The following is a 14,894-nucleotide window of genomic DNA, read 5'->3' as shown; positions in this document are numbered from 1 at the left end:
TCATGGAACAACACCAGCCGCAAACAACGGCAGATACGATGGTTTTTCGCTCCATGCATATGGAAGACATCCCCTTTATTTGCGAAATTGAGCAGGAAGCTTTTACAACCCCTTGGACCAAAGGCGCATTCGAAAATGAACTAACGAACAATCAGTTCGCGCATTATATGATTATGGATATCGGCGGCGAGGTTGCCGGATATGGCGGCATGTGGCTCATTATGGAGGAGGCGCACGTTACCAATATTGCTGTCCGCAACACCTACAGAGGGCGCAAGCTGGGCGAGCGTCTTATGCGTGAGCTAATGAAAACGGCCGCTTTCCTGGGAGCGATTCGAATGACGCTGGAAGTGCGGGCATCGAATTACGTGGCGCAAAATTTGTATGAAAAAGTCGGCTTCCGTTCCGTTGGTGTGCGCAGAGGCTACTATACCGATAATCGGGAAGATGCCGTTATTATGTGGGCGGATTTGCCTAAGAGAAGAAAGGATAGTCTCGGGGATTGAGGCTTTCGGCAGGTGATGAATGTGACTAAATTTGATGAACAACAACGAGAATTGACGGAAGCGAATGCGGCCAAGCCTGCTAAACCGGTCTATATTTTAGCGATTGAAACAAGTTGTGACGAAACTTCGGTAGCCATTGTCGAAAATGGGAAAATCATACGCTCGAATGTCATTTCGAGCCAGATCGAAACGCATCAGCGCTTTGGCGGCGTTGTGCCTGAAGTGGCTTCCCGGAAGCATGTGGAGTCGATTACATGGATGCTGGAGGAAGCCGTTGAAGAAGCGGGCATCTCACTGCAGGAGTTGTCCGCGATTGCGGTAACGGAGGGGCCCGGTCTGATCGGGGCCTTGTTGGTTGGCGTCGTTGCGGGCAAAGCGCTCGCCTGCGCGCTGGATCTGCCCCTTATTGGCGTTCACCACATTGCGGGGCATATTTATGCGAATCAGCTCGTGCATGAGCTGGAATATCCGCTCATCTCCCTCGTCGTGTCCGGCGGGCACACGGAACTTGTTCTACTGGAAGAGCCGGGCAAATTCCGGATCATCGGGCGAACGCGCGATGACGCGGCAGGCGAAGCGTACGACAAAATCGCCCGGGCCATGGGCCTGCCTTACCCGGGCGGCCCCCATGTGGATCGGCTGGCGCAGGAAGCCGAATCCGAGATCAAGCTGCCTCGCTCGTGGCTCGAGGCGGACTCTTACGACTTCAGCTTCAGCGGCTTGAAATCCGCGGTGCTGAACGTCGTCAACCAAAGCAAAATGCGCGGCGAAGCCGTTCAAACCGCGCAAATCGCCAAAGGCTTCCAAGCATCCGTCATCGACGTGCTTGTGGAGAAGGCTAGTCGCGCCGTGCGTGAATACGGCGCGAAGCAGCTCCTGCTCGCGGGCGGCGTCGCCGCGAACAAAGGGCTCCGCAGCGTGCTGGCTGAGCGCTGCGCGGAGCTGGGCGTGCCGCTGCTGGTGCCGCCGCACGCCTTATGCACGGACAACGCTGCGATGATAGGCGCAGCCGCTTTCCTCAAGTGGGACAAGCAGGAGTTCGACTCGATGGAGCTCAAAGCTGAGCCTCAGCTCAAGCTTGAAGAATGGTAGACTGAAAAAAATAAATGTTCAGATAACTGTATTGACTTTGCCGAACGTGCATATTATAATCACAATCAATACTTTAAAACGCAACGAACGGGAATAGTACGGAACCTCAGTTTCGCTCAGAGAGCTGTGCGCTTGGTGAAAGCACAGACGAAACGTGACCAGAACTCGCCCGGGAGCGGTAAGGCTGATAAGGATGCCAAGGATCCAGCACCCAAGTAGGTCTTGACGGTTGACCCCCGTGATCGGGTACATGAGTGGTTTCGGGCGTAACAGCTCGGATCAATTAGAGTGGTACCGCGGAAGGTTCAGACCTGTCGTCTCTTTTATAGAGATGGCAGGTCTTTTTGGTTTTCAAACATACAATAAACGCAATGAACAAGAGTAGTAAGGGCTCATTTCTACGGTACAGAAAGCTGCGGGTTGATGCAACGCAGACCGTGAACGCCCCGAACTCGCTTGGAAGCGGTCATCCTGATCGGCAGTTTTTCAAATGCTGTTAGGGATGAACGGATGACCTCCGTGATCGGGTGACATAGCAGCCGCTATGTCTGAGGTGGGCTCCGTATGCGGAGTCAACAAGAGTGGTACCGCGCTGGGTGAAGACCCGTCGTCTCTTATGTGGAGATGACGGGTCTTTTTGTGTTGAGCGGTGACGCCCCTTTGCGGTCGAAAGGGAACTGCAGGGCGCTATTTCTGCGGAAACAGCCCTTGGAGCTTGGGAGAGGGAACTATGGTCCGCTATTTTACCATTTTGGTGAAAATTTAGCCCATCGAGCTGAAATAAGACTCTGTAGTTCCCTCAAATGCCCGAGGTGCTGCGTTTTTGGCTGAATAACGGAATGGCGTTCCCTTAAAAACGATGCAACCGACAGACTTGGCAACCAGTAGCTAGTAAGCAGTAAGTAGTAAGCAGTAACCAACAGCCAACAGCCAACAGCCAACAGCCAACAGCCAGCAGCCAGCAGCCAACAACCAACAGCCAGCAGCCAACGGCCAACAGCCAACGGCCAACAGCCAGCAGCCAACAGCCAACAGCCAACAAACAACAACCAACTGAATTAACCAGTAACCATTACCACTATCGGCCCACAAAAAGCGGCCCTAATTCGAGGAGGAATTGAACCATGGAAAATAACACAAACCGACGCATTCGCATTTTTGATACGACACTGAGAGACGGCGAACAGGCGCCGGGAGCATCCCTATATCCGGAGGAGAAAATCAGAATCGCCAGACAGCTGGCGAAAATGGGCGTAGATACGATCGAGCCCGGCTTCCCGATTTCGAGTCCCGGCGATTTCCATGCGGTGCAGCAAATTTCGCGTGAGCTGCAGGGCGTAGAGATCTGCGGATTTGCCCGCGCGATGAAGGCCGATATTGACTCGGCGGTAAAAGCTACACAGGACGCCGCTTCGCGCCGCATTCACATGTTTCTGTCCTCGTCGGACATCCATCTGGATTTCCAGCTTCGCAAATCCCGCCAGCAGGTCGTCGAGATGGCTCGCAGTATGGTTGCGTATGCGAAGCAATTCGTGAACAACATTGAATTCTCGCCGATGGATGCTACCCGGACCGGTGACGAATTCTTGTTTGAAGTGCTTGAAGCGGTTATCGCCGAGGGTGCTACGATTTTGAACATCCCGGACACGGTCGGCTATGCGCTGCCGGAAGAATACGGCGCGATGTTCCGCAGAGTGCGCCAAAGTGTAAGAGGCGGCGATACGGTCGAGTATAGCGCGCATTGCCACAACGATCTGGGCCTTGCCGTGGCGAACAGCCTTGCGGCTATTGCGGCAGGCGTTACCCATGTAGAGGTAACTGTGAACGGGGTAGGGGAGCGCGCAGGCAACTGTTCGCTGGAAGAGCTGGTGATGGCGATTGAGACGCGTAAGCAAACGATGGGTGTGGAAACCGGGATTGTGTCCAGCGAAATTTTCAACACATCCAAAATGGTCAGCCGGATTATGGGCTTCCCGATTGCGTACAACAAACCGATTGTTGGAAGAAATGCGTTCCAGCATGAAGCGGGCATCCATCAAGACGGTCTGCTCAAAAACCGCAACACGTATGAAATTATGGACCCGGAGAAGCTGGGAATTCCGCGCTCTATGATCATTCTGGGCAAACACTCCGGACGGCATGCGCTGAAGCATCGCGTAGGGCAGTTTGGCATTGAGCTTACGGGAGAAGAGCTCGACACGCTGTATACCAAGTTCAAGGAAAAAGCCGATGAGCAAAAAATGGTGACCGACGACCAGCTTCTGGAGCTTGTAGGCACGACGGTCGAAGGGCAAATGGAGCCTTTTACGCTGATGCATGTGCAAGTCGTTTCCAGCAGTGACCGCAACCGGGTCGCCTCAGTATCTGTACGGAACAACCAGACTGGTGTCGAGAATGTCTACTCAGGCACAGGCGAAGGGCCTATCGAGGCGATCATTCAAAGTCTGCGGCAGGCGATCCCGATGGATGTGGATTTCGCAGATCTGGAGCTGCACTCCTTATCGACAGGTGAAAAAGCGACCGGTGAAGCTGAGGTCACCATCGCGGTAGACGGGCAAACCTATAAAAATACCGGAATTGACCAAGATGTGCTGATCGCGGTGGCAAAAGCTTTTATCTCGGCATGCAACCAAGCGATTCGTATGCAGGGCCATCCCGTAACGTCCGCCGAAGCAACGACAGCTTCTTAATGGAGAGAACCTACGCGAATTGTGAGAAAACTTAGTTATATACACGACTTGTGAACAAAGTTATACACATACCCTGTGTATAATGTGCATAACTTTAAGAATTCCCCATAAATCAACCTTTTTTGGAGCTCAAAATGTAGAATAACTTTTTAACACGATTTTGTGGATAATGTGGATAAGAATGTGGAAAACAGTTGAAAATCGTGAGGAGGGGCGGGTTTCGCCTCTCTTTTTTTTGTGGATAACTCTATGTAAAGGAAAAATAGGCGCTAGGAACCTCTATTTAAATTTTCGGAACAATCAAGCAGTGGATACTTTTGCCGATGGTTGAAAATGCTAAAAGCAAAAACGGCAGGAGAATACCCATGAAGCTAAGAAAAATGCTCTGGGTTGTGGGTATCTTAGGTTTATTTTTGCAGTTATCCACAAATTTGGGGACTGCTGGGGCTTATAGTAACCCGACCATCCACAATGCAGAAAATGTAGACGGAGCTGAAAGAGTTAAAAAGGTCACCGTCGTTTCGATACCTGGTCTTTCGTTTTTGGAGCTGCGGCCTGAACAACTGGCGGGGCTGCCTCATTTTAAGCGATTGACGGAGAGTGGCGCTGTTGGCGCTATGAATATTCGTACGGCCAATCGTTCGATGAGAGATGTGTATACATCGCTAGGAGCAGGCGAACCTGCTGCAGGGGTCGCGGAGGCGCAAACTTTTGCCGCAAAGGAAATAAGGCATGGTGTTCCCGCGTCTGAGCTAATGAATCGGTATACGGGGCTGCCCGATGGGAATCGGACTAGTCCTCCGGAGGAAGACGCTTTGCTTGTACCTGATTTGGCTATGATCAAGCGGTTTAACAAAGAGCAGGCTTACGGGGTTGGTGTGCTGGGGGATTTGCTGAACATGTATGGGATTCATCGCTCTGTGTTCGGGAGCAGTGATTTAGGCAGAGGATTGCACCTGGAACAAAAGCAATTGCGGCGCTATGCTCCTCTTATGCTGATGGACTCCAATGGCATTGTGGATAAAGGGGCACTTGGTGACGATGCTGCGACTGTCATAGTAGATAGACCTTATGGAACGAGTACCCATTATGCTCATTTAACCTCATTATGGGAAGAGAGGCAGCAGCCAAGCATCACGCTAATTGAATGGGGCGATTTGTATAGACTGTACAGTGACCGAACGCATTACGACCAAGATCGGTTTAATGAGATAAAAGGCAACGTGCTGAGAGAAATGGATCAATGGCTGGGACAGATCATGAAGGAAGTGCACCCTGGGCAAGACAGCCTGTGGATGTTCTCGCCAGAGGTGAACGGGGAAGCAGCTAGAGCCAAATTATACTTGTCGCCGATCCTTCATTACACAGCGGGGAGCACAGGGGAAATCCTGGTCTCGGAATCTACCCGGAGAAATGGCGTTGTGACCTTTCAAGATTTCACAAGCACGCTGCTGAGTGAGTTCAAAATTCCGATTCCCATTGGGCAGGTGGGCATCCCGTTAACATCGGCTAGAGTGAGCGGTGGGCTCGCAGCGCTGCTTCAAGATCAGAGCAGCATGCAGATGATTTATCGCAGCAGACCTTATCTGCTATATCCTTTTGCCTCATACGAGATGGCTGTCCTGTTGGTAAGTTTGCTCTATATTGTGTGGATGAAGAGAAAGGGATCAGCCTGGACAGGCTGGGGCAAGACAGCTCTCCGGTCGACCAAAGTTATACGGACACTGCTGCTGTCGCTTTTGACAGCGCCTGTCGTTATGCTGATGATGGGGTGGCTGGCTGCTCCTTTGACAGCCCTGCTAGGGATCTCCGTAGCGATTATCGTTCAAGTGATCGCGTTCATTGTGTCCAGTCTGTCTCTTGCTTGGATACTGGAATCATGCAGCCAAACGAAGACGATGATTTGGCTTGGGGTAGGGACGGCAGCGGTCATTATGCTGGACACTTGCACCGGAGCGCATGCGATGAAGCATTCGGTGCTCGGCTATGATCCAATGATTGGCGCGCGCTACTACGGCATCGGCAATGAGTACATGGGCGTCCTGATCGGCGCCCTTGTGCTCGGGACTACGGCGGCATTACAGCGCCGATTTGCTGCTGCTGATGCTGGCGCAGAAGCATGGGCTCCCGGCCGCGCTGCGCAGGCAGCCGTATGCGCAGTGTTCTTGCTCGTGACGGCGTGCCTGGCGGCACCGTCACTTGGCGCGAACGCGGGCGGCGCCCTGAGCGCCGCGGTCGCCTTCGGCGTGGCCGGCGCGCAGTGCTTCGCCGGCGTTCGCTGGCGCGAGCTGCGCCTAGGCAGGGGCTCTGCCCTGCTGGCGGCGCTGCTCGCGCTGGGAGTGGGGGCGCTGTGGCTGCTCAACAGCGCCGATTCTCCCGCGGCGTTCGCGCGGGAGAGCCATGTCGGGCGCGCGTTTCACGCGCTGCGCGCCGGGCAGTTCGATCAGATCGGACATCTGATCGAGCGGAAGCTGCGGATGAACGTGCACTTGCTACGTGCATCCGTTTGGAGCAAAGTGCTCATCACGAGCCTCTTCGTGATGGCCGTGCTTGTGCTCCGCCCCCGCGGGCGCCTCCGCGTATGGCAGCACAAAAACCCGTACTGGATGTACGGGTTTTCCGCCAATATGATCGGAGCCATAGCAGCGCTGCTGCTGAATGACTCCGGCATTGTCGCGGCGGCGACGCTGATCGTCTTCGTCGCGGTTCCGATGCTGCTCCTGCGGCTGCGGGAGCTTTCATATACCGAGGCGAAGTAAGCTAACTGGAAAATCTCCCTCTAAATTGCTCGAAAGTTGACCTCGCAAGGAAATAGAAAGAAAAACTCCCTTTAATCTGACCGGATTTCGTAGATTCTCACGAACTCGGTCGAAATAAAGGGAGTTTTTTCTGCTAAAAGGATCTGACAAGCTTCTGCAATCAAATTAGAGGGGAATTTTCCCCTTATTTGACCATAGAAGCCTATCTGCACAAAAGGCTGTCCCACAAACTTACTCGCTCTACGCGAGGAGTGTTTCCCACTCCTCATAGCAAGCCGCAAGCGTGCTCTTCCGCTTGTCCACCTCGGCCGTCTTCTCCTGAACGAGGACGTAGTTGTTGTACACCTCAGGATCGGCAAGCTCCGCCTCCAGGACGGATACTTCGTCTTCCAGCCGAGCGATGTCGAGCTCGAGCTGCTCCAGCTTGCGCTGGCGGCTGCGTTCTTCGCGCTTCGCCAGCTTATCCGCTTCATACCCGCCGCTAACGGCGGATTCATTTTTTCCTGCTCCGGAGCTGCCGGCGGATTTTTTCTCCGCTTCTTTGGCCAGGCGCTTAGACTCGATTTCGGCGAGTTCCGCCTTTTTCTCCAAGTAATCGTCGTAGTTGCCGAGATAGGCGGTGAGTCCGTCTTTTTGCAGATCGAGCATGCTCTCGGCCATTTTATTCAGGAAGTAGCGGTCATGGGAGATGAAGAGGAGCGTTCCCTCGTAATCCATCAAAGCCGATTCCAGCACTTCTTTACTGTACAGATCCAGATGGTTGGTAGGCTCATCGAGGATGAGCACATTCGCTTTCTGCAGCATGAGCTTGGCTAAAGCCACGCGGGCTTTCTCGCCGCCGCTTAAGGAGGAGACTTTCTTGAACACTTCTTCGCCGCTGAACAAGAAATTCCCAAGCACTGTGCGAATACGGGCTTCCTCCAGATGCGGATAGGTGTTCCAGACTTCCTCCAGCACGCTGTTGGACGGGGTTAGACCCGTCTGCTCTTGATCGTAATAGCCAATTGTGACGCCAGTGCCCCATTTGAAGGTGCCGGCGTCTTGTTTGTGCTGGCCGATCAATGTTTTGAGCAGCGTCGATTTGCCGACACCGTTGGGGCCGATAAGGGCAGCCGTTTCCGAACGACGCAGTTGGAACGAGACACCGTCGAGCAATCTGTTTTTCCCATCGTACGAAAGTGCCAGACGGTCGACTTGGAGAACTTCTTTTCCGGAGCTCTGCTCAATTTCAAAAGAAAACGATGCCCGCTTTAAATCTCCCATCGGCTTGTCGAGACGATCCATTTTTTCAAGCTGCTTGCGGCGGCTCTGCGCTCTTTTGGTCGTAGACGCACGTACGATATTACGCTGTACGAAATCTTCCAGCTTTGCGATTTCTTCCTGCTGCTTTTCAAATTGCTTCATTTCGATCTCATAGTTGGCTTCCTTGATCTCGATGAATCGGGAATAGTTGCCGGTGTACCGCTTGGATGCATGCCGTTCAATCTCATAGATGGACGTCGCTAACGCGTCAAGGAAGAAACGGTCATGGGACACAACCAGAATAGCGCCCGGATAGCCCCGCAAATAGCCTTCCAACCAAGTCAGCGTCTGGATGTCCAAATGGTTCGTCGGCTCATCCAGCATAAGCAGGTCGGGCTCTTCGAGCAGCATTTTGGCCAGGGCTAGCCTTGTTTTCTGACCGCCGCTTAACGTTTGAACGAGGGTATCCGGTGGAAATTGGCCGAAACCCATCCCGTGGAGGATGCCGCGAATTTTGGCTTCGATTTCGTAGCCGCCCTGCTCACGGAAATATTCGGAGCGCCCCGCGTACCGGTTCATCGTGGATTCGTACTTTTTTTCATCCTCGATCAACGAAGGGTCTGCCATCATGGCTTCCAGCTCACGCAGTTCTCTCTCGGTCTCCAGTAAAGAACTAAACACGCTGAGCAGCTCGTTCCAGATAGACTTGTCCGTTTGGAGTCCGCTATTTTGCTTTAAATAACCGATTTTCGTCTCTTTCGCTTTGAAAATGTCGCCGCTGTCATAGGACATTTCCCCGGCAATGATCTGGAGCAAGGTCGATTTCCCCGCGCCGTTGACACCGACTAAACCGATGCGTTCCTTGTCTTCGATTTGAAGCGTTATATTGGAGAGTACGGAACGTACCCCATAGCTTTTGGATAAGTTTGAAACTTGTAATAGCATTTGCCGATGCCTCCTGCTTATTAATGAAAGAATCTGTGCAAGCCCCCATGATCGGACTGGCTATAATCCCATCAATTCACTAGTATACACCATGCGTGAGTGCGTCGTATGCTTAATTTTGCATAGACGAAGGGGGTGAGGTAGGGTGCTTAAGCTTTTGCGGCTTGGCAGGTATATTGGTTTATTTGTTCTGATTTCTGTAATGCTAGTAGAGCCAATCAACTGCTGGGGTAATGGTCATTTGCTAAATGTTGCTGCTTTACCTGCCTCTAGTTTAGACGCACCGTCCTCCTTCACAATGATAACGCTGAATATGCACCACGGCGAAGGGCTGGACGGTAAAGTCGATATTAAACGGATTGCCGAGCTTCTTCAGAATGAGAATGCCGACATCATCGCCCTGCAAGAAGTGGACCGTTACCGTTTGCGCAGCGGATTCACGGATCAAGCCCGGGAACTGGCGGACATGCTGGGTATGAATATGCGTTATAGTCCTAGTTTAACCTATAGTGTAGGGCAATATGGCAATGCGCTTCTAAGCCGTTATCCGATCGAGGACAGCAGTTGGACGCTTCTGCCGGGGAGCAAGGAAACAAGAAGTCTGCTAATGGCTACCGTACGTATCGGTTCCGAGCAGGTTCGTCTTGCAACGACCCACTTAGGCCTGTCGCAAGAGGATCGGAGGCTTCAGCTTACCCGGATCTCGCAGCTTTTGTCGGATAAGGAAGGTCCGCTCGTCGTTGCCGGCGATTTTAATATGGAAGAGGATGCATTTCCTGTAAAAATGAACGGGATGGCGCTGGTTGACGTGCCCCTGCGGAATGATGCAAAGGGGACTTTTGCTAGCGGTCAAAGGATTGATTATGTTTTTACAAATGTGAAAAATGCGGGTTCGGCATGGACGGTTCCGACGATATTTTCGGATCATTTTCCCGTCATGACGCGGATTCCGCTGGGGTCCCCAGCACGAGTATAGTTTTTTTCCTTGTTTATGTTAAAATGGGGGAAACCACTCCTTGTTAGGGAAGGGCTGAGCCAGTATGAACATCCGAGAGCGAAAAATTGAACTGCGTAAGGAAATGGAAGAGCTGCGCTCCTCCATCACAGCGGAAGAACGGGAAGAGAAGCAGCTGCGCATTCATGAGCGAATGACGAAGCTTTGTTCAGACAGACTTCTTGGCACTCAGGGTCAGGAAGCGTCCGTTCCCCCTACAATAATGACTTACATGCCATTCCGGTCCGAGCTGGACGTTGCCCCTCTGATGGAATGGTGCTGGCAGCAGGGAATTCGTGTGCTTGTGCCGAAGGTTGTAGCAGATACGAAAACGATGAATTTGCATATCATTCGCGCCTACGAAGATTTGGAGAGCGGAGCATGGGGCATTAGAGAGCCGCACGACGATGTGCCGATTGAGCATGATTTGTCCACTATCTCGTTGATCTTGGTGCCGGGGCTTGCTTTTGACATGGATTTCGGAAGACTTGGCTATGGCGGCGGTTTCTATGACAGGTTCATGCAGTTGTTTGCTGCGCGCGGCTTGATGAGGCCCTTTGCGGTTGCAGCGGCTTTTGATAAGCAGTTGATTCCTGCGGTTCCATCTTCCTGGCATGATTTCCGGGTTGACGGCATAGTCACCGAGAGCAAGATGGTGTTTAGATCAGAAACATAAAACAGAGGTGAGTGATTTGCCCGATTCCTCTCCATTAACGCATTTTAATGAACAGGGACGAGCCCGCATGGTCGACATTTCGGACAAAACGGAAACGAAACGCACGGCGACAGCTCGTTCTACTTTACTTATGAAAAGTGAGACGCTTGCCTTGATTAAACAGGGTAAAATGAAAAAAGGCGACGTCCTCGCTGTCGCGCAGGTGGCTGGCATCATGGCTGCAAAAAAAACGTCAGACTGGATTCCGATGTGCCATCCGATTGCATTATCGGGCGTTGACATTCAGTTTGCTGATAATGGCAGCAATGAACTCTACATAGAAGCAACTGTAAGGACGACGGGGCCGACAGGCGTTGAGATGGAAGCATTAACGGCCGTATCCGCCGCCGCGCTGACCGTCTACGACATGTGTAAAGCCGCAGAGAAGGATATGATCATTAGCTCCACGCTGTTAGTCATGAAAACAGGCGGTACAAATGGGGATTTTCACAGACAGGATAGTTGATGACAGCGCGACTTAAACGACTGGGTTTGCGTATAGAGAAAGTCGACGTTCATTCAGTAGTAGGGGTTATCTCATTCAGTTAACAAGGGAGAGGTGACGAAGGATGCACTGGAAAGTTGCGATTTTGACAGCCAGTGACCGCGGTTACCGAGGAGAACGAGAGGACACTAGCGCTCAGGTAATCCGCGAGCTTATTGAAGAAGAAATTCAAGGCGAGATCATCGAGTACCGGGTTGTGCCGGACGAGATGGACGAAATTATGGCTTCATTAATAGAAATGACGGATTATTATCAGGCCGATCTGATCTTAACGACGGGCGGGACAGGACTGGCTCCCCGCGATGTGACGCCGGAAGCGACGCTTAATGTCATTGACCGGGTTGCTCCTGGCTTTGCCGAAGCGATGCGGATGATATCGATGCAGAAAACGAAGAAAGCGATGCTGTCCAGAGCGGTATCCGGCATTCGCGGACGCACGTTGATTATTAATTTGCCGGGCAGTCCCAAAGGCGTACAGGAGAATCTGATGGCGATTATCGATCAGCTTCCGCATGCGCTGGGCATTCTGACAGGCAAAGAAGGTGACCACGGGTGAATATTCGGGTCAAGCAAGAAGGTGATCAAACGTGAGCAAACGGGATGCTATGCTGCGCGAAGTGAAGGTTGAAGATGCGGTCGGCATGATTCTGCCTCATGATCTTACGCAGATTTTGCCCGGCGAGTTCAAAGGACGCTTGTTCCGCAAAGGCCACCAAGTGACGGAGGCGGATATTCCGGCGCTGCTCAGCATCGGCAAAGAGCATATCTATGCGATGGAGCTGCAACCGGGCTACTTGCATGAGGATGAGGCCGCCCTGCGCATGGCGAAAGCCATCGCTGGCGACGGGCTCAAGCTTACGGAGCCGCATGAAGGCAAGGTGAACGTCAAATCGCCGATTTACGGCTTAGTCCGAATCGATAAAGCTTTCGTCGACAGCGTGAACGCGATCGACGAGGTTGTGATGTCGACAGTACGCGGAGGCACCGTCGTCAAGGAAGGCGCTTCGCTGATCGGCACGCGGGTGATCCCGCTGATTGTGGACGAAGCGAAGGTTGCGGAGGTCGAGCGTCTGGCCGCCGCTCGACGTGCGGAGGGCTTCACCTTGCTTGAGGTGAAGCCGTTTCGCAAGCTGCGCGTGGGCGTCGTGACGACGGGCAGCGAGGTGTTCAAGGGCCGAATTCAGGATAAATTCGGCCCCGTGGTGAAGGAGAAGGTCGCGCAGCTCGGCTCTGAGGTTGTGGACCAGCGCTTCGCAGACGACGACAGCGAAGCGATTGTTGGTGAGATCCACGCGCTGCTTGCGCAGGACGTGGATCTGATCTTGGTCACGGGCGGCATGTCCGTGGACCCGGACGATCGCACGCCGGGCGCGATTAAGCAGGCCGGCGCCCGCGTGGTCAGCTACGGCACGCCGATGCTGCCGGGCTCGATGCTGATGATCGCCTATCTGGGCGATGTGCCGATCATGGGCTTGCCGGGTTGTGTGATGCATGACCCGTACACGTCTTTTGATGTGCTGCTGCCGCGCATATGCGCGGGTGAGACGATTGTGCGCAGCGACATTACGGAGATGGGGTACGGCGGTTTTTATCAGTGTTAGAAGTTTGTGCGAGATTTCGTTTAACGGGAATAATTCCCCCTAAATGGAGCCATTGTCGTGATAAATGCGATTTAGTGGAAAATCTACCGTTAATTTAGAAGGTTTTGGCTGTTTTCAGAGGATATCCCGAAATTAACGGGAAAAATTCCAGCTAATAGCGTCTATCTGGTTTCTGAGAACAAATTAGCGGTACATTTTCCTGTTAATTGTTTTTGAGATGAACGCAGTACCTTATGCGTAAAGCAATACATGATGGAGTTGAAAGACATGTTCCAAAATATCGGCTTCAGCGAGCTATTATTAATTGCCATCGTTGCGCTTGTCTTGTTCGGGCCCCAGAAGCTCCCTGAGATTGGCCGTGTGTTGGGACGCACGATCAGGGATTTCAAGAAAGCTGCGAGCGAGCTCATGAGCGATGAGCCGCCGCAGGTGAAAGCGCCGGAGGCTCCGGCTGCTGCGCCAGCGCCGCAAGCTGTCGAGCAGGCGGCAAGTGCCGCGCCGGCAATCGACGCGAGCCCGGAGCAGCCGGATGTTCCGGCAGCAGCTTCGGAGACAGGCGCTTCCGCGGCAGACCCGACAACTGCGACGCCTGCGGCAGTGGTCTTTGTGTCGAGTGCCCCGGCGCCTGCGGAGACGGGTGCATCGCCTGGCATTGCTGCAGCGCCAACAACACCAGCAGCTCCGAAACCGGCTGTGCTGTTCGTATCGAGCGCGCCTGCATTGGTGGAGACGGATGCACCCGCAGTTTCTTCTGCTGCACCAGCTGGCGGCGCAAAGCCATCGGCACCTGCAGCGGCGTCTGCCGCGCCGACAGCCGCTCAGCCAAGCAATCCGCGGCGTCTGCCGGACTAGTCGTTTTATTTTTAGCATAACAAGTGGCTCAGCCTTTCTAGGCTTGATTCACTGGATCAGGTTGGTGAAATATGTCAACAAACGAAGAAATGTCGCTCGTGGAGCACCTTGGCGAGCTGCGCAAACGGATCATGTGGATTTTGGTTTTCTTGGTCATTGGCATGGTAGGCGGTTTAATTTGCGCGAAGCCCATTATTCGATACCTCAAAAATATTCCGCCGGCAAACGGGATCGGATGGAATGTTTTTTCACCATGGGACGCTTTGCGTCTATATATGAATTTCGGTTTAGCCGTCGGTATTCTAATCACATTGCCGGTTACGCTGTACCATATATGGGCTTTTGTTAAGCCAGGGCTGCGGGAGACGGAGCAGAAAGCTTCGATTATTTATATTCCCTATGCATTTTTGCTTTTTTTAGCGGGTTTATCTTTCGGATATTGGGTTGTTTTTCCGATGGCCTTCTACTTTACTTCCTCCATTAGCCATAGTCTTGAAATTACGGAGATGTACGGTGCGGCGCAATATTTTACGTTTATGTTCAACATTATCATTCCGCTTGCGATTGTGTTTGAGATGCCGATTGTCGTGATGTTCTTGACGAAAATCAGGCTTCTGAATCCAAAACGGCTGCATAAGTTCAGAAGATATGCGTACATGCTGCTCGTTATTTTGTCCACGGTCATTACGCCTCCGGATGCCATTTCGGCTATTCTGGTGTCTGTGCCGCTTATCGTTTTGTATGAATTTAGCGTATTTATGTCGCGCTTTATTTATCGCAAACAATTGCTGCAGGATGCAGAGTGGGAGCGGGAATTTGGTCCCAAATAGAAAAACAGTCTGCTCGGATGCGCAGGCTGTTTTCTTTTGAAACAGGGAATATTTGTTTTTCTTTTGGGTAGAATGAGGTGGGTGTTCAAAAGTACGAAAAATGTGTAAAAGGACTTGCAAATTACTCCCAGAATGAGTATCATAAGTATTGTTGTTAGCACTA

At 52.4% G+C, this 14,894-nt stretch carries 12 protein-coding genes and 2 other annotated features; of the genes, 11 read left to right on the top strand and 1 reads right to left on the bottom strand.

Going from position 1 to position 14,894, the window contains the following annotated elements:
* Nucleotides 1-2 precede the first annotated feature (2 nt).
* The 4 genes from rimI to GC097_RS09880 all read left to right on the top strand — a co-directional run bounded on the left by rimI (nt 3) and on the right by GC097_RS09880 (nt 7,047).
* Nucleotides 3-506, top strand: a complete 504-nt coding sequence (gene rimI / locus GC097_RS09895) for a ribosomal protein S18-alanine N-acetyltransferase (RefSeq protein ID WP_171683153.1) — start codon at nt 3-5, stop codon at nt 504-506.
* A 15-nt stretch (nt 507-521) separates the two neighbouring features.
* Nucleotides 522-1,598 carry a tRNA (adenosine(37)-N6)-threonylcarbamoyltransferase complex transferase subunit TsaD gene (gene tsaD, locus GC097_RS09890; protein WP_171683152.1) on the top strand — a complete coding sequence of 359 codons (1,077 nt, stop codon included), beginning with the start codon at nt 522-524 and terminating at the stop codon, nt 1,596-1,598.
* Nucleotides 1,599-1,672: 74 nt separating this feature from the next.
* Nucleotides 1,673-1,923, top strand: a binding site (T-box leader).
* Between the two features lie 37 nt (nt 1,924-1,960).
* Nucleotides 1,961-2,216: a binding site (T-box leader), on the top strand.
* 506 nt (nt 2,217-2,722) lie between these two features.
* Nucleotides 2,723-4,288, top strand: coding sequence for a 2-isopropylmalate synthase (locus tag GC097_RS09885; RefSeq protein WP_171683151.1), 1,566 nt, complete (start codon nt 2,723-2,725; stop codon nt 4,286-4,288).
* 365 nt (nt 4,289-4,653) lie between these two features.
* Nucleotides 4,654-7,047 (top strand): hypothetical protein, encoded by a 2,394-nt coding sequence (locus GC097_RS09880; RefSeq protein ID WP_171683150.1) that lies wholly within the window; start codon nt 4,654-4,656, stop codon nt 7,045-7,047.
* A gap of 240 nt (nt 7,048-7,287) precedes the next feature.
* Here GC097_RS09880 and GC097_RS09875 read toward each other — a convergent pair whose 3' ends face one another.
* Nucleotides 7,288-9,234 (bottom strand): ABC-F family ATP-binding cassette domain-containing protein, encoded by a 1,947-nt coding sequence (locus GC097_RS09875; protein WP_171683149.1) that lies wholly within the window; start codon nt 9,232-9,234, stop codon nt 7,288-7,290.
* A 145-nt stretch (nt 9,235-9,379) separates the two neighbouring features.
* Here GC097_RS09875 and GC097_RS09870 point away from each other — a divergent pair, with 145 nt between their 5' ends.
* From GC097_RS09870 to tatC, 7 genes are all read left to right on the top strand, one after another.
* A complete protein-coding gene (locus GC097_RS09870) occupies nt 9,380-10,210 on the top strand; it encodes an endonuclease/exonuclease/phosphatase family protein (protein WP_171683148.1) in 831 nt (276 codons plus the stop codon).
* Nucleotides 10,211-10,274: 64 nt separating this feature from the next.
* Nucleotides 10,275-10,904: a 5-formyltetrahydrofolate cyclo-ligase gene (locus GC097_RS09865; protein WP_171683147.1), complete on the top strand. Its 630-nt coding sequence runs from the start codon at nt 10,275-10,277 to the stop codon at nt 10,902-10,904.
* Nucleotides 10,905-10,920: 16 nt separating this feature from the next.
* On the top strand, nt 10,921-11,409 hold the full coding sequence (moaC, locus tag GC097_RS09860) for a cyclic pyranopterin monophosphate synthase MoaC (RefSeq protein ID WP_281364281.1): 489 nt from the start codon (nt 10,921-10,923) through the stop codon (nt 11,407-11,409).
* A gap of 103 nt (nt 11,410-11,512) precedes the next feature.
* Nucleotides 11,513-12,004 (top strand): MogA/MoaB family molybdenum cofactor biosynthesis protein, encoded by a 492-nt coding sequence (locus GC097_RS09855; RefSeq protein WP_056608535.1) that lies wholly within the window; start codon nt 11,513-11,515, stop codon nt 12,002-12,004.
* A gap of 49 nt (nt 12,005-12,053) precedes the next feature.
* Nucleotides 12,054-13,049: a molybdopterin-binding protein gene (locus GC097_RS09850; RefSeq protein ID WP_171683271.1), complete on the top strand. Its 996-nt coding sequence runs from the start codon at nt 12,054-12,056 to the stop codon at nt 13,047-13,049.
* 249 nt (nt 13,050-13,298) lie between these two features.
* A complete protein-coding gene (locus tag GC097_RS34695; protein ID WP_281364280.1) occupies nt 13,299-13,901 on the top strand; it encodes a twin-arginine translocase TatA/TatE family subunit in 603 nt (200 codons plus the stop codon).
* A gap of 71 nt (nt 13,902-13,972) precedes the next feature.
* The gene (tatC, locus tag GC097_RS09840) at nt 13,973-14,731 is read left to right on the top strand and encodes a twin-arginine translocase subunit TatC (protein WP_171683145.1); all 759 of its coding nucleotides are present in this window, start codon (nt 13,973-13,975) and stop codon (nt 14,729-14,731) included.
* Nucleotides 14,732-14,894: the final 163 nt, after the last annotated feature.

It is taken from the genome of Paenibacillus planticolens (genome assembly GCF_013141725.1).
Taxonomy (GTDB): domain Bacteria; phylum Bacillota; class Bacilli; order Paenibacillales; family NBRC-103111; genus Paenibacillus_E; species Paenibacillus_E planticolens.
Note: the sequence above shows the minus strand (reverse complement) of the source record. Positions and strands in the feature narration are given on the sequence as shown.